Source organism: Photobacterium obscurum (genome assembly GCF_026191635.1).
Classification (GTDB): domain Bacteria; phylum Pseudomonadota; class Gammaproteobacteria; order Enterobacterales; family Vibrionaceae; genus Photobacterium; species Photobacterium obscurum.
The window spans coordinates 394,990-409,121 of record NZ_JAKRRW010000001.1 but is presented as its reverse complement, the minus strand read 5'-3'; the positions used below and the strand labels follow the sequence as shown (position 1 = coordinate 409,121).

Sequence of the window (14,132 nt, the reverse complement as noted above, 5' to 3'; positions counted from 1 at the left end):
ACTCGACGGATAATAAAAAGCCTGAGTGGATTCACTCAGGCTTTTTGGTTTCTACTGGTTTATTTATGACGTTCTTGTAGCTTGGCGGTGACTTCGGATAGGGATAAGCCCTGATCCTGGAGTAATACGATTAAGTGATAGATTAAATCTGCAGATTCACAGACTAGCTCCGCCTTGTCACCCGACGTTGCCGCAAGCGCGACTTCAACGCCTTCTTCGCCCACTTTCTGCGAAATACGTTTAGTCCCGCGTGCGTAGAGGCTGGCTGTATAGGAGGATTCTGGATCGGCATCTTTACGAGCAGCCAGGATCTGCTCAAGTTGATGAAGAAACACCAAAGCAGGTTGCTCATCCTGACCTTCGCTTGCGGCGTCACAGTCAAAACAGGTCGTGGTACCCAAATGGCAGGTTGGGCCGATAGGATTAACCTTCACAAGCAGCGTATCTTGATCGCAGTCTAGTTTGATGCTTTTTAGCTGCAGAACGTTGCCAGACGTTTCCCCTTTGGTCCACAGTCGGTTTTTGGTGCGTGACCAGAAGGTGACTTGCTTGGTTTCCAGCGTTTTGTTGAGGGCTTCATCATTCATGTAGCCTAGCATCAGTACCTGGCCGCTGGTGTTGTCCTGAACAATCGCCGGCACCAATCCGTCTACTTTTTCCCAATTAATACTTGTTACTAGGCTCATAGTCGGATCTCCACATCCTGTTGTTTCAAATACTGCTTAAGTTCACCGATATTGATAATTTGCTTGTGGAAGACGGAGGCGGCTAGAGCACCGTCTACATCTGCTTTGTTGAAAGCATCGGCGAAGTGGACCATTTCACCGGCCCCACCAGAAGCAATAAGAGGAACATGGCAGACCTCGCGCACCATGTTTAGCTGCTTAAGATCGTAACCATTGCGAACGCCATCCTGGTTCATCATATTTAGAACGATTTCACCGGCCCCTCGTTTCTGTACTTCTTGCACCCAGTCACGGGTTTCCCACTGCGTCGCCTTGGTACGAGCTTCGTCACCGGTAAACTGATAAACCTGGTATTTGCCGGTGTCGGCATCGAAATAGGAGTCGATACCGACGACGATACACTGTACGCCAAATTTATCGGCCAGCTCGGTGATCAGGGCAGGGTTGGCAAGAGCCGGAGAGTTGATAGAGACCTTGTCGGCCCCAAACTGCAGGATCTTGCTGGCATCATCGGCTGACTTTATGCCACCGGCTACACAGAATGGGATATCAATCACTTCGGCCACACGGGCAACCCAGCTTTTATCGACAACACGGCCATCGCTTGAGGCGGTGATATCGTAGAAAACCAATTCATCGGCACCTTCCTCGGCATAGCGTTTGGCCAGTGGCACGATATCCCCAATGATTTCGTGATTGCGGAACTGCACGCCTTTTACCACTTGCCCGTCCCGCACATCTAAGCAAGGAACGATTCGTCTTGCTAGCATAGTCATTACTCCTTGCTTGTTAGCTGTTCCAGCATTGGAAGGCTTGTTCCGCGGTAAACTTACCGTCAAGTAGCGCACGGCCGACTATCACACCCGCGACACCGCTGCCCTTGAGGGCTTCGATATCCTTCAGGCCTCCAATTCCCCCTGAAGACTGGAACTGGACTTGCGGATACTGGGCACAAAGATCGACATACAACTCGACGTTAGAGCCTGCCAACGTGCCATCGCGTGAAATGTCTGTACAGAGTACGTGCTTTAAGCCAACAGTGAGAAAGTCATCTAACAGGTCTTCAATACTGACGCCGGAATCTTCCTGCCAGCCAGAGATCGCCACCTTACGGTTACCGCCTTCATCAATATTGACATCGAGTGCTAGCACAATGTGCTCCGGACCGTATTTTTCCATCCAGCTTTTTACCAATTCTGGCTGTTTTACCGCTGTTGAGCCAATCACGACGCGCTGGGCACCGGCGGCTAACAGATCGGCGACATCCTTTTCGCTGCGGACGCCGCCGCCGATCTGGATATTGGCCGGTGTACTGGCGAGCAGCTGACTGATGAGATCCAGCTGGCGTGCAGAGGTGTCTTTGGCGCCAGTGAGATCAACCAAGTGCAGCCAGTCAGCACCTGCTTGGTTATACAGTTTGAACTGTTCTGCTGGGTCTACTTTGTATTCTGTGACTTGGCCGTAATCCCCCTGAAAGAGGCGGACAACCTGACCATTAATTAAATCGAGAGCGGGAATAATCATCCTAAGTCCTTTTGATGTGTTTTAACTCACTGAATTTATCAGTCACATTTCTAAAAAGTTTTTGATCAGCTGCGCGCCGGCTTTGCTGGAACGCTCCGGGTGAAATTGCACCCCATAATAATTTCTGCTTTGTACCGCCGCCGTAAATGGCTGGCCATATTCACAGCTGGCGATGGTGTAGCCGCCTTGAGCAGCTGCTTGCTCCGATACGGGCATGGCATAGCTGTGAACGAAATAGAAGTAGCTACCTGCGGGGATCCCTTTAAATAGAGGGTGTCCCTCGGCGGGTGTAACGGTATTCCAGCCCATATGCGGCAATGGCAGCGATCCAGTCTCCAGCTTTTTGATTGGTGCATTGCACAGGCCAAGGCAAGGCACCAGTTCTGTGCCGCTTTGACCTTGCTCTTCTGACAACTCACCCAGTAGTTGCATCCCGAGGCAAATTCCCAGCAGCGGTTTGTCAACCTGCTTGACGAGTTCGACCAAGTTGCGCTCCCGGAGGTTTTTCATCGCCTCGCTAGCGGTGCCGACACCGGGTAAAAATAGCTTGTCGGCAGCCAGTACAATGTTGGGTTCTTTGCTGACTGTGACGGTATAACCCAGGCGCTCGATTGCAAAGCGTACGGAAGATACGTTGGCGCAGCCCGTATCAATAATGACGACCTTCTGGTTCTCGCTGGCCATTACAGGACTCCCTTACTGCTCGGTAATTCGGTGCCTTCGACCTGAATGGCCTGGCGAAGTGTACGACCAAAGGCCTTGAACAGGCTCTCGACAATGTGGTGATCGTTATCGCCGCTCGAAGAAAGATGCAGGGTACAGGCCAGGGTGTCGGTTAGTGAACGGAAGAAGTGCGATATCATTTCTGTTGATAGATCGCCGACTTGCTCACGACCGAACTTCGCATCGAATTTCAGGTAAGGGCGACCGGATAGATCCAGCGCACACTGCGCCAGGCACTCATCCATTGGCAGGCTAAAGCCAAAGCGGCCAATCCCACGCTTGTCCCCTAGGGCTTCCTTCAGTGCTTGGCCAAGTGCCAGGGCGGTATCTTCAATACTATGGTGGTCATCAATGTGCAAATCTCCCTTGACGGTGAGCTCCATACGGAAGCCGCCGTGAGTGGCGATTTGATCCAGCATGTGATCAAAAAAACCCAGCCCGGTTTCAATTTTATTGCTGCCGGATTCATCAAGGTTTACCTTTACTCGGATGTCGGTTTCCTTGGTGGTACGAACCACTTCGGCGATCCTCGGCCTGGTTGTCAGATCTTTAACGATCTGCTTCCAGTTCATGCTTTTTTCATCAACAGGCTGCGGGTTGTACCGAATACCTCGAATAGCCATATTTTCAGCTAACTGCAGATCCGTTGGGCGGTCACCGATCACTGCTGAGGTTTTGAAATCAACCCGTCCCTGCTGAAGGTAGCCTTTAACAAGGCCAAGTTTAGGTTTACGGCAGGTGCAGTCTTCGTCATCAAAGTGTGGACAAATGAGGACATCGTCAAATTTCACCCCCTGTGATTCGAAGATCTCCATCATCATATTGTGCGGTGCGTCAAAGTCAGCTTGTGGGTAGCTGTCGGTGCCGAGGCCATCTTGGTTGGTGATCATAACCAGCTTATAGCCAGCCTCTTGCAGTTGTAATAGCGCTGGGATCACAAAAGGTTCGAGTTTAAGTTTGTCTAAGCGATCGACCTGAAAATCAATAGGAGGCTCAACAATTAGGGTGCCGTCACGATCGATAAATAAAATCTTTTCCTTGCTCACAGTACTCTTCCTTTATCAGTTAATTCTGGTTCAGTTGCTCGCGGATGAAGGCCAGTGTTTTTTCGCATTCATCGCGGTTGCCGACACTAATCCGGATGCAGTTCTCGACCGGGGAGCGGCGAAGAATGATGCCGTGATCCCATAGTGTATTAAATAGGCCTTCGGCATCCGGAAATTTCACCAGCAGGTAGTTGCCGTAACCATCAAATACCGTTACTCCCTCCAGCATGCTCAACCCGGCTTGTAGGTAGGCACGGTTGGCGCTGAGATCAAGTACCTGAAATTTGGTTTTGGCTAGCCCCGCCGGGGAAAGGGCCTGAACGGCAATATCGGTAACCGGTACTGGCACCGGGTAGGGAGCGATAACTTTGAGCAACAGTTTAATGATTTCTTGATTTGCGAGGGTGAAACCGCAGCGAAGCCCAGCCAGAGCAAAAGCCTTAGACAGCGTACGTAGAATGACCAGGTTCGGATACTGGCTGAGCAGATCAACGGTTGATGCCTCAGGGCAGAAATCGATATAGGCTTCGTCAACCACCACCAAAGCCTTACCGGCTGTCATATCCAGCAACGCTTCTAAATCTCGGCGCTTAATCAGGTTACCGGTCGGGTTGTTCGGGCTACAGACAAAAACCAGCTTCACGGAATCGAGGTTGTCTCGAATGGCCGGTAAATCCAACTGCCAGTCAGCAGTCAGCGGTACCGTTTTGGTGTCAACGTCAAAGGTTTCTGCGCTGATGGCATACATACCGTAAGTCGGCGGACAGTAAAGGATACTGTCTTGCTTCGGTTCGCAAAAAGCACGGATCAATAACTCGATCCCCTCATCGGCGCCGCGAGACGTCAGCACTTGTTCCGCCGATACCCCGGCATAGTCAGCATAGGCTTGAATCAGCTCTTGTGGCTGGCAGGTACTGTAGCGATTGAGGCGGTCACATTTGATATTGTATTCATTGGCAAATGGGGATTCATTGGCATTAAGCCAGATATCACCACTGCCACCGAGACGGCGAGCTGACTGGTAGGGGGTCATTTCTCGAACTTTCTTACGCGCTAGTTTGGTTATTGCCATGATCTAGACCTCCTTTGTCGCAGCCGGATCGGTTTGTTGGGCTTGAAGCTTTTCCATCCGGATTGTGACGGCACGTTTGTGAGCATCAAGTCCTTCAGCTTCGGCCATAGTAACAACCGTCGGGGCCAGTTGCTGTAAGCCTGTAGCGCTCAGTTCCTGGACCGTCATACGTTTGGTAAAGTCAGCCAGTCCCAAGCTGGAATACGTTCGAGTATAGCCGTAAGTCGGCAGTACGTGGTTGGTGCCGGACGCATAATCTCCGACGGATTCCGGAGACCAGTTACCTAAGAAGATTGAACCGGCGTTATCTAGCTGTGATACCAGCTCACGCGGGTTTCTTGTCTGTACTATCAGGTGCTCGGGACCATAGTGGTTGGAGATCGAAACGCACTGGGTAAGGGTATCGGCGACAACCAGCAAACTGGAGCCCAGGGCCTGACGGGCAATATCGGCACGTGGCAGTTCTGCCAGTTGTTTCTGGATAGCATCGGCCACGCGATCGGCAAGGCTTGGCTCAGGCGTAAGCAGAACAACTTGAGAGTCCGGCCCGTGCTCAGCCTGGCTTAACAGATCGGCGGCAATAAAGTCGGGATCGGCGGTGCTATCGGCGATAACCAGTACTTCCGACGGGCCTGCCGGCATGTCGATGGCCGAACCGCGAAAGTCGTTGCTGACCTGACGTTTGGCCTCGGTGACAAAGGCATTGCCAGGGCCGAATATTTTATCGACTTTTAGAACGGATTCCGTGCCATAGGCCATGGCTGCAACGGCCTGGGCTCCACCGACATTATAGATTTCATTGATTCCGCATAACTGGGCAACATACAGGATTTCATCGGCAATCGGCGGTGGTGAACATAACACCACCTGGCGGCAGCCTGCGATTTGTGCCGGTACACCGAGCATCAGTACCGTTGATGGCAGTGGGGCACTTCCGCCTGGGATATAAAGGCCGACAGAGTTAATTGGTCGCGTCACTTGTTCGCAAATGACGCCTGGCTGGGTTTCAACTCGTAGTGTTTCTTGCTTTTGCGCTTTGTGGAAGGTCGCAATATTGTCATAAGCTTGCTGCAATGCCTGCTTCATCTTGTTACTTAGGCGGCTTGATGCAGCTTCCACGTCGTCCTGGCTAACTTTGATGGTGTCAGGACGTACTTTGTCGAACTTCTCGGTCAGCTCCAGGAGCGCATCATCGCCGTTCTGACGGACATTAGCGATCACCTCGGAGACTATCGCCGTAATATTGGCACCTTCGGTAATTGCCGGGCGCTGAAGCAGGGATTCCTGCTGATTTTCGCTTAAGGACTGCCACACAACCGTTTTCATCGCCTTACTCCATCATCTTTTCAATTGGCAGGACAAGGATTGAGCTTGCACCCAGCTCTTTGAGTTGTTCCATGGTTTCCCAAAATAGGTTTTCCGAGCTAACGAGGTGAACGGCAACACGGCTTTTGTCGGCAGCCAGCGGCAGTACTGTCGGGTCTTCAGCACCTGGGAGCAGAGCTGTGATTTTCTCTAGGCACTCTGTTGGAGCGTGAAGCATGATGTACTTTGATTCTTTGGCCTGGATGACGCCCTGCATACGAGTCAGGATACGCTCAATCAGAGCCTGTTTGTCTTCGCTGAATTCACCCGTACGCTGGATGAGTACGGCCTTCGAGCGAAGAATGACCTCGACTTCTTTTAGGCCGTTTGCTTCAAGGGTGGCACCGGTCGAAACGAGATCACAAATAGCATCGGCAAGGCCAGCACGGGGAGCGACCTCTACTGAGCCGTTTAACATACACGGGCTGAACTGCACACCTTGCTCATCCATGTAGCGTTTAACCAGTTGCGGATAGGTTGTTGCGATACGCTTGCCCTGAAGATCTTGTGGTCCGTTGTATTGTTCGTCTTTATCGATGGCAATCGACAGGCGACATCCACCAAAGTCAAGGCGGCGGAGTTTAGTATATTCAGATGGCTCACCAAGTGCGGCACGCTCAAGGCTGACCTCCTCCAGTTCGTTTTCACCAATCACGCCTAAATCGACAACACCATCCATGATCAGCCCCGGAATATCATCATCGCGTACCAGTAACAGGTCGATAGGCATATTTTCCGAGTGCACGACCAGACGCTCACCCATTAGATTGAACTTAATGCCGCATCGTTTGAATAGGTCCTGGCATTCTTTGCTCAGACGTCCTTTCTTTTGAATCGCAATTCGTAGTCGTTGTGTCTGCATCGTGATATTCCCTGTATTCGATTTTTATAGCCTGAAAACGAAAAAACCCTCGGAAGTTAATTCTTCCGAGGGTCTAAATTCTGTAATTACTATTGACCACTGGAAGAGTTTTTTATCCGTCTTCCAGAGTGAGGCGTATCCTCCCGAAAGACTAGTCAGGATGATGATGGTGATGTAGGTTTACCATTTTGATACGCATAATTATTTACTCTGTCTAAATCGTTATTAACTCGTTGCTTGCTATTCACACTAACCAAGCTGATTTAATTTTGCAACAGGATTTTTAACGAAATATTCATTTATGAAAATGCGGTAAACGAAATATAGGCAAATTGCTCGGGACTGGTGGCAAACCAAGCACGTGCCCCTGAGTTTTCTGGGGCGGGAAAACTCAGGGGTAACATTTTGTTATCATATTCTTATCCGCTGAACTCATCGAAATTTATGTGGCAAGGAACTAGACATAAATATCAAGGAGGCCTTTGGGTGGCCGTTTTTTGGATTGCTCTTCTGGCGGATCTTTTTTCTCTTCGCTTTTGGCGTCGACTTTTTGCTTTCGTTCAGCAATCAATGATGCCTGAGTGACTTTTTTTAGCTGTTTATGAGCGGTCAACGGCAGATTGTTGTTTGGATTGATCATGTCATTGTCTCGTTGCATAAAAAGGTTTGTGGTTAATTTATCGACAATGAATGCAGCGAGTTGAGTGTTTTTTGTTCACACTGTCCGTATTATTGGGCAGGGTGTGATGCTGTTCCCAAGAGCTGGTTAAGAAAATGAAACAACTTGAGAGCTGGGAGAGTGGGCGCAGAGGAAGGGAAGCCCGATAGTTCGGGCCTCATAAAAGACGGTTATTAACCGCAGCACTTTTTATATTTTTTGCCGCTTCCGCAAGGACAGGGATCGTTTCTTCCTACTTTGTCACTGACGGCTGGAACGGTGGAGACTGAAACCGTAGCTTCTGGCACTTCATTTGGCTGATGGGGGTACTCACCATCAATATAATACCACTGCATTTCGTTGCCCGCGGGCTCGCGCAAGAAGCGTGAACGCTCGTGGAGGCAAAACTCCTCTTCGCCATCTTGGTAATAGGCTTTGAACTCGACAAATCCCTCGCCGTTGTCAGCAATTTCGCTGCTGATCACCTCAAGTCCGAGCCACTGGGAATGGACAGAGTCGGCAATGGCTTCGCGGTACTGTTCTGCCTCGCAGCTCGGGTGATAGGTCGCCACAACGAAGTCAACAAGACCCAGCACATGAGCGCTGTATCGGGCGCGCATCAATTGTTCTGGGTGCTGGGCTCGAGTTGGCACTTGGTGAATCGGCTGGCAGCAGTTTGCCAGCTCTTTTTGGCTTCCGCAGGGGCATAATTGAGTCGGGGTAGGCATGAGTTACTCTGTCGCTGTTTTATCAAAATAAGAGGCCCATTTTAAAGACTCTAGATAAAGATCTGCAACGTTTGATTCTTTGATGCCCAATTGCTGGCTGATTTGGCTGACGTCTTGCCACTGCGCCTTGTCATAGGCCATGCTCAACTTGAGCAGGCTGCCAAGGGTACCCGTTTGATGTACCAGTGCCTGCTGAATTTCGTCACTCAGCGGCAGCACGTTGATTAAATCTTCAATCGGTTGGTCAAGCAATGAGCCCAGGAGTGAAAATAAACCAGTGAGGAATGCTTGGTTGCCGACAACTGGCGGCGTTACTAAAGCACTCAGCTGCTCACAGAAATGAGCGCGTTGTAACGAAAGGCTGTACAGCGCCCGTGGCTTTTTTTCGGTGGCATGTGATGTAGCGACAAAGGTAATAAACCGCCGTAGTTGTTCTTCACCGAGATAGACTAGTGCCTGTTTGAAAGAAGAGATTGGTTTGGCCCGGCTTGATGTCATGTTGTTGACATGGCGAAGCAACTTGTAAGACAAAGAAACATCATTTGCGATGATCGTTTCGACTTTATCAAAGTTAACATTCTCCTGGCTGATCTCCTGATATAGACGTAGTGTCGTCAGGCCACAGGGGGTCAGGGTCTTACGCTGCATCATTTCGGGCAGGCTAAAGAAAAAACCTTGGAACAGGTCAAATCCTGCATCATAGGCTGCGATGAATTCTTCCTGGCTTTCAACTTTTTCGGCAAGAAAAAGGAGCTTATTGGCTTTGTCTTTATGGTGCCGAATGAAAAAGCTGGCTTTGGAAATCGGCGTCGTGCGAATATCAAATTTTATAATGTGGATATAGGGCAGGAAACGATTCCATACGGCGCTGGGAATAAAATCATCCAGGGCCAGGGTGTAACCCTTCTGATTTAACTCAATCACAGCCTCAAGCAGTTCGTCGCTGGGATCGCAGGTTTCCAGTATCTCAATAATGAAGCTTTTTCTGGGAAACATCAGCGGGGTCCGCTGAATCAGGCTGCTATAGGGAAAGTTGACGAAAGCCCTTTTGCCAGCGGTGACTTGTGTGGCACCAGAAGTGAAAAAATTATCAGCTAATAGACGGTTCGTTGCTTGTTCATCACCAATATCCGGAAAGCAGTTACTTGGTCCATCACGAAATAGCAATTCGTATCCAACGGTTGCTTTTTCTCTGTTTAAAACAGGTTGTCGAGCAAGATATGAGTGCATGAAATAAGTTACAAGTTATTGATTTTATGTTCTATACGCTATCTCTGCATTGGAGATAGCCGTTAGTTGTGCCTGAGCTTGAATCCAAGTCGTCACACACATGAAGTATTACAAATACTGATGGTTTCACATAGTGACGCTGATAGCAAATTAAGACAATGACCAAGAACATAGAATCATCCACTTAGTTAATACATAATAGCCTCCTTTTATGAAATATTTGTGCAGTAAATGACGGTGTTTACAGTCATACAAGCTGGATTGCTTGTAGGTGGAGGCGTTTTTATTGCCATGTTATTGAACGCATGGCGTAAAAACCGTACGCAGGAAGCGCAAACTAAAATTATTCCTATCGGCTTTATTGGTGGCTTTGCCAATTTTTGCGATACCCTCGGGGTAGGTAGCTTTGCAATAAAGACTGCAGGGTATAAACAATTTAAGTTGGTCGACGACAAACTGCTTCCGGGAACGTTGAATTGTCAGGCGGTGATGGCAACGGTGGCGCAGTCATTGATTTTCTTAACTGCCGTGGATGTCGATGCTACCACCCTGGTGAGTATGGTGCTGGCAGCCTGCCTGGGGGCGACGGTGGGGGCCCGGCTTGTTTCGGGCTGGGATCGTCAGCTGATTCGACTGGTGATGTGCGTTGCACTGTTGGTTGTTGCCAGTTTAATGCTGGCCGGTCAATTGGAGCTGTTTCCGCTCGGCGGCTTGGCTCTGGGCTTAAGTGGCTGGAAGCTGGGGGTGGCCATTGTCGGGAATTTCCTGTTTGGTGCTTTGATGACCGTCGGTATTGGCCTTTATGCGCCTTGTATGACTATGGTGTACCTACTGGGGATGCATCCGCTGGCGGCTTTCCCGATCATGATGTGTTCTTGTGCATTCTTGAGTTTTTTCTCTGCAGGCAGCTTCATTCGCTTGAACCGTATCAATAGCCGTGCAGCATTGATTGTTGCAATCACCGGCCCTATCGGAGTTGTTATTGCGGCTTATCTGGTGAAGTCGTTGGATCTGCAGTTATTGGCTTGGCTGGTAATTGGAGTGGTGCTGTATACTTCGCTGACCATGTATCGCTCTTGGGCAAGTGAGCGGGTCGAGCCGCAGCCTGCCGAAGTGCTCTCCTAACAAGTAAGCTATGAAAAAGAAAAGGTACGCCATGGCGTACCTTTCTTGTATTTACCTGGCTAGCGAGCAAACTCTCTCGTTTCCAGCCGACAGCCCTCCGGCGTGCAGACCAATACCGACCCATGATCGTACCAATCACCGAGTACCGTTCGCCGCGCGGGCTGATTGTCGACAGTGAGGCTGTGCACATCAGGGCGGTGAGTATGACCGTGGATCATCGCCTTCACCTGATATTGCGACATGACTTTTACCACCTCATCAGGGGTGACGTCCATCACATCCTGCTGCTTCACCTGGTTGGTTGCGCTGCTGTTACTGCGAAGCTTGTTGCCGATTTTCTGGCGGTAAGCTAACGACAGGCGGAAGAAAAGCCATTGAATAAACTTATTGTGTACTTTTTTTCGGTAGCGCTGATAGGCTTCGTCTAAGGTACACAGGGTATCACCATGAAGGATAAGTGTTGGCGTGCCGTAAATATCAACCACAGTGTGTTCCGGTAATAGCTGAACACCGGTTTCTTTACTAAAGCGGTTGCCAACCAAAAAGTCACGGTTACCGTGAATGAAATAGCAGGGAGTGCCTGAATCCGTCAGTTGTTTAAAGGCCGATTTGATTTGCTGGTGGAACGGAGAGTCATCATCGTCACCAATCCACATTTCAAATAGGTCACCCAGAACATATAACGCATCAATCCCCTTGGTTTCTTCTTTCATAAAAGTCAGAAAACAATCGGTGATGTCAGTTCGTTCGGCACTCAGGTGTAGATCAGAAATAAACAGTATTGTCATAAGGAAGGGAGGGCGGCCGTCAGACCACCCTGAGAGTATGAATTACTCTTCGATAGTTACGCTGTTGATAACAACTTCTTCAACAGGTACGTCTTGGTGAACGTAACCCCAGTTGCCAGTAGAAACAGCTTTGATTTTGTTTACAACGTCCATACCTTCAACCACTTCTGCAAATACGCAGTAGCCCCAGCCATCAGGTGTCTCTGATTTGAAATCCAGGAATTTGTTGTCGTTAACATTGATGAAGAACTGAGAACTTGCAGAATGCGGTTCCATTGTACGAGCCATTGCAAGTGTGCCCACTTTGTTGCTTAGGCCGTTGTTCGCTTCATTTTTGATTGGCGCACGGGTTTCTTTCTCTTCCATACCAGAAGCCATACCACCACCCTGGATCATGAAACCATCGATTACACGGTGGAATAGTGTGCCGTTGTAGAAATCGTCACGGCAGTACTGCAGGAAGTTTGCACACGTTTCAGGCGCTTTTTCTGTGTTTAGCTGAATTTTGATGTCACCAAAAGTAGTGTGAAGCGTTACCATGAGCTTGTCCTTTAATGGATGTATTTTGCTTTAAATACTGAATTTTATATGACTAAGGAAAGGCGTCAACATGATCTCTCATCATTATCCGCGGAAGATGAAATAAGGCTATTATTTAACCTGTTCCGATGCCAAATCCACAAAAATTCGGTCTGGTATAACTATAGGTGAACGATACAGATTTGGTACTACCCCGGAAATTCACGGATCTGGCAGGTTAGGGGGCTCATCATTCAATGTAGTTTTCACTGTTTTAACAGCCGGAAACCGTGGTCTAAGCGCATTTTTTCTTGCCTTCATTTGTCATAAGAGGTGTAATTACTCCTCTTAAGTAACCCCATAAAATGAGTAACTACGAGACATGTTAAAGATCTATAACTCGCTCACTAGACAGAAAGAGGAATTTACACCCATCCAGCCTGGCAAAGTAGGCATGTACGTCTGTGGGGTTACCATTTACGATTTATGTCACATCGGCCATGGCCGTACCTTCGTGTCGTTCGATGTGGTTTCTCGCTATCTGCGTTATTCGGGTTACGATCTGACATTTGTTCGCAACATCACAGATATCGACGATAAGATCATTAAGCGTGCAGCTGAGAACGGCGAAAGCTGTGACTCGCTGACAGAGCGTCTGATCGGCGAGATGCATGCGGACTTTGATGCGCTGGGTATGAAGCGTCCTGATATCGAGCCACGTGCAACAGACTTCATTGCCGAAATCATTGCAATGTGTGAGCGCTTGATTGAACGTGGTTTTGCATATGTTGCCGATAACGGTGATGTGATGTTCGAAGTTAGTAAATTCGATGAATACGGTAAGTTGTCGAAGCAAGACCTAGAACAACTGCAGGCCGGTGCGCGTGTTGATATCGAGACGGCTAAACGTAGCCCGCTGGACTTTGTGCTGTGGAAAATGTCTAAGCCTGGTGAGCCGACATGGGAATCACCATGGGGTGCAGGTCGTCCGGGCTGGCACATCGAATGTTCAGCGATGAACTCGGCGATCCTGGGTGATCACTTCGATATTCACGGCGGTGGTTCCGATCTACAGTTCCCGCACCATGAAAATGAAATTGCTCAGTCATGCTGCGCGACGGGTTCCCAGTATGTAAATACCTGGATGCACAGCGGCATGGTGATGGTTGATCGCGAGAAGATGTCCAAATCACTGGGTAACTTCTTCACGATCCGTGACGTACTTGGCTACTACGATGCTGAAACGGTGCGTTACTTCCTAATGTCTGGCCACTACCGCAGTCAGCTGAACTATAGCGAAGATAATCTGAAGCAGGCGCGTTCTGCACTTGAGCGTCTATATACATCACTACGTGGTCTTGATGTCCAAGTTGCGGCAGAAGGCGGCGAAGAATTTGTTGCTCGCTTTAAAGAAGCGATGGATGACGATTTCAACACGCCGGAAGCTTATTCTGTGCTGTTTGACATGGCTCGTGAAATCAACCGACTGAAAACAGACGATGTTGCTGCGGCCTCTGCACTTGGTGCGCGCATGCGTGAACTGGCAGATATCCTTGGCCTGCTATCTCAAGAGCCTGAAGCCTTCCTGCAAGGTGGTGCCGGCGAGAGCGATGATGTTGCTGAAATCGAGGCCCTGATCCAGCAGCGCTTGGATGCGCGTGCTGCAAAAGATTGGGCGGCAGCCGATGCGGCTCGTGACAAGCTGCTGGCGATGGATATTATCCTTGAAGATGGTCCTCAGGGAACCACTTGGCGCCGTAAGTAATCAACTAAACAGCAGTTTAAAACCGCTATTTAGAACCGGAG

General features: G+C 49.4%; 15 protein-coding genes and 1 other annotated feature. Of the genes, 2 read left to right on the top strand and 13 right to left on the bottom strand.

What is annotated here, in order from left to right; all coding sequences use genetic code 11:
• Positions 1-59: 59 nt before the first annotated feature.
• The 11 genes from hisIE to MD588_RS01715 form a co-directional block, all read right to left on the bottom strand.
• Positions 60-686: a bifunctional phosphoribosyl-AMP cyclohydrolase/phosphoribosyl-ATP diphosphatase HisIE gene (hisIE, locus tag MD588_RS01765; RefSeq protein ID WP_265695044.1), complete on the bottom strand. Its 627-nt coding sequence runs from the start codon at positions 684-686 to the stop codon at positions 60-62.
• Positions 683-1,456: an imidazole glycerol phosphate synthase subunit HisF gene (gene hisF / locus MD588_RS01760; protein ID WP_265695043.1), complete on the bottom strand. Its 774-nt coding sequence runs from the start codon at positions 1,454-1,456 to the stop codon at positions 683-685. The genes hisIE and hisF overlap by 4 nt, the downstream gene beginning before the upstream one ends.
• Before the next feature lie 19 nt (positions 1,457-1,475).
• Complete coding sequence (gene hisA, locus MD588_RS01755) at positions 1,476-2,210, bottom strand: 1-(5-phosphoribosyl)-5-[(5-phosphoribosylamino)methylideneamino]imidazole-4-carboxamide isomerase (RefSeq protein ID WP_265695042.1); 735 nt, start codon at positions 2,208-2,210, stop codon at positions 1,476-1,478.
• A 42-nt stretch (positions 2,211-2,252) separates the two neighbouring features.
• The gene (gene hisH, locus MD588_RS01750) at positions 2,253-2,894 is read right to left on the bottom strand and encodes an imidazole glycerol phosphate synthase subunit HisH (protein WP_265695041.1); all 642 of its coding nucleotides are present in this window, start codon (positions 2,892-2,894) and stop codon (positions 2,253-2,255) included.
• Complete coding sequence (gene hisB / locus MD588_RS01745; RefSeq protein ID WP_265695040.1) at positions 2,894-3,979, bottom strand: bifunctional histidinol-phosphatase/imidazoleglycerol-phosphate dehydratase HisB; 1,086 nt, start codon at positions 3,977-3,979, stop codon at positions 2,894-2,896. The genes hisH and hisB overlap by 1 nt, the downstream gene beginning before the upstream one ends.
• A 19-nt stretch (positions 3,980-3,998) precedes the next feature.
• Positions 3,999-5,051: a histidinol-phosphate transaminase gene (gene hisC, locus MD588_RS01740; RefSeq protein ID WP_265695039.1), complete on the bottom strand. Its 1,053-nt coding sequence runs from the start codon at positions 5,049-5,051 to the stop codon at positions 3,999-4,001.
• 3 nt (positions 5,052-5,054) lie between these two features.
• Entirely contained in the window at positions 5,055-6,377 is a 1,323-nt protein-coding gene (hisD, locus tag MD588_RS01735; RefSeq protein ID WP_265695038.1) for a histidinol dehydrogenase, read from the bottom strand.
• 4 nt (positions 6,378-6,381) lie between these two features.
• Positions 6,382-7,278 carry an ATP phosphoribosyltransferase gene (gene hisG / locus MD588_RS01730; protein WP_265695037.1) on the bottom strand — a complete coding sequence of 299 codons (897 nt, stop codon included), beginning with the start codon at positions 7,276-7,278 and terminating at the stop codon, positions 6,382-6,384.
• A 37-nt stretch (positions 7,279-7,315) separates the two neighbouring features.
• Positions 7,316-7,454 (bottom strand) — a sequence feature (His leader region).
• 281 nt (positions 7,455-7,735) lie between these two features.
• The gene (locus MD588_RS01725) at positions 7,736-7,918 is read right to left on the bottom strand and encodes a hypothetical protein (protein ID WP_265695036.1); all 183 of its coding nucleotides are present in this window, start codon (positions 7,916-7,918) and stop codon (positions 7,736-7,738) included.
• A 212-nt stretch (positions 7,919-8,130) separates the two neighbouring features.
• Positions 8,131-8,664, bottom strand: coding sequence for a YchJ family metal-binding protein (locus MD588_RS01720; protein WP_265695035.1), 534 nt, complete (start codon positions 8,662-8,664; stop codon positions 8,131-8,133).
• A gap of 3 nt (positions 8,665-8,667) precedes the next feature.
• Positions 8,668-9,894: an EAL and HDOD domain-containing protein gene (locus MD588_RS01715; RefSeq protein WP_265695034.1), complete on the bottom strand. Its 1,227-nt coding sequence runs from the start codon at positions 9,892-9,894 to the stop codon at positions 8,668-8,670.
• A 231-nt stretch (positions 9,895-10,125) separates the two neighbouring features.
• Between MD588_RS01715 and MD588_RS01710 the strand changes: the two genes are divergently transcribed.
• Positions 10,126-11,019 (top strand): sulfite exporter TauE/SafE family protein, encoded by an 894-nt coding sequence (locus MD588_RS01710; protein WP_265695033.1) that lies wholly within the window; start codon positions 10,126-10,128, stop codon positions 11,017-11,019.
• A gap of 59 nt (positions 11,020-11,078) precedes the next feature.
• On the opposite strand, the gene lpxH is transcribed toward MD588_RS01710, so the two are convergent.
• Both lpxH and MD588_RS01700 read right to left on the bottom strand, forming a co-directional pair.
• Complete coding sequence (gene lpxH / locus MD588_RS01705; protein ID WP_265695032.1) at positions 11,079-11,807, bottom strand: UDP-2,3-diacylglucosamine diphosphatase; 729 nt, start codon at positions 11,805-11,807, stop codon at positions 11,079-11,081.
• A 42-nt stretch (positions 11,808-11,849) separates the two neighbouring features.
• Complete coding sequence (locus MD588_RS01700; RefSeq protein WP_265695031.1) at positions 11,850-12,347, bottom strand: peptidylprolyl isomerase; 498 nt, start codon at positions 12,345-12,347, stop codon at positions 11,850-11,852.
• A gap of 361 nt (positions 12,348-12,708) precedes the next feature.
• Between MD588_RS01700 and cysS the strand changes: the two genes are divergently transcribed.
• Positions 12,709-14,091 carry a cysteine--tRNA ligase gene (gene cysS / locus MD588_RS01695; RefSeq protein ID WP_265695030.1) on the top strand — a complete coding sequence of 461 codons (1,383 nt, stop codon included), beginning with the start codon at positions 12,709-12,711 and terminating at the stop codon, positions 14,089-14,091.
• The last annotated feature ends 41 nt before the right edge of the window (positions 14,092-14,132 follow it).

Coding starts and splice junctions, on each gene's coding strand:
- hisIE (WP_265695044.1), bottom strand. CDS start 686: ATGAGCCTAGTAACAAGTATTAATTGGGAAAAAGTAGACGGATTGGTG.
- hisF (WP_265695043.1), bottom strand. CDS start 1,456: ATGCTAGCAAGACGAATCGTTCCTTGCTTAGATGTGCGGGACGGGCAA.
- hisA (WP_265695042.1), bottom strand. CDS start 2,210: ATGATTATTCCCGCTCTCGATTTAATTAATGGTCAGGTTGTCCGCCTC.
- hisH (WP_265695041.1), bottom strand. CDS start 2,894: ATGGCCAGCGAGAACCAGAAGGTCGTCATTATTGATACGGGCTGCGCC.
- hisC (WP_265695039.1), bottom strand. CDS start 5,051: ATGGCAATAACCAAACTAGCGCGTAAGAAAGTTCGAGAAATGACCCCC.
- hisD (WP_265695038.1), bottom strand. CDS start 6,377: ATGAAAACGGTTGTGTGGCAGTCCTTAAGCGAAAATCAGCAGGAATCC.
- hisG (WP_265695037.1), bottom strand. CDS start 7,278: ATGCAGACACAACGACTACGAATTGCGATTCAAAAGAAAGGACGTCTG.
- MD588_RS01725 (WP_265695036.1), bottom strand. CDS start 7,918: ATGATCAATCCAAACAACAATCTGCCGTTGACCGCTCATAAACAGCTA.
- MD588_RS01720 (WP_265695035.1), bottom strand. CDS start 8,664: ATGCCTACCCCGACTCAATTATGCCCCTGCGGAAGCCAAAAAGAGCTG.
- MD588_RS01715 (WP_265695034.1), bottom strand. CDS start 9,894: ATGCACTCATATCTTGCTCGACAACCTGTTTTAAACAGAGAAAAAGCA.
- MD588_RS01710 (WP_265695033.1), top strand. CDS start 10,126: ATGACGGTGTTTACAGTCATACAAGCTGGATTGCTTGTAGGTGGAGGC.
- lpxH (WP_265695032.1), bottom strand. CDS start 11,807: ATGACAATACTGTTTATTTCTGATCTACACCTGAGTGCCGAACGAACT.
- MD588_RS01700 (WP_265695031.1), bottom strand. CDS start 12,347: ATGGTAACGCTTCACACTACTTTTGGTGACATCAAAATTCAGCTAAAC.
- cysS (WP_265695030.1), top strand. CDS start 12,709: ATGTTAAAGATCTATAACTCGCTCACTAGACAGAAAGAGGAATTTACA.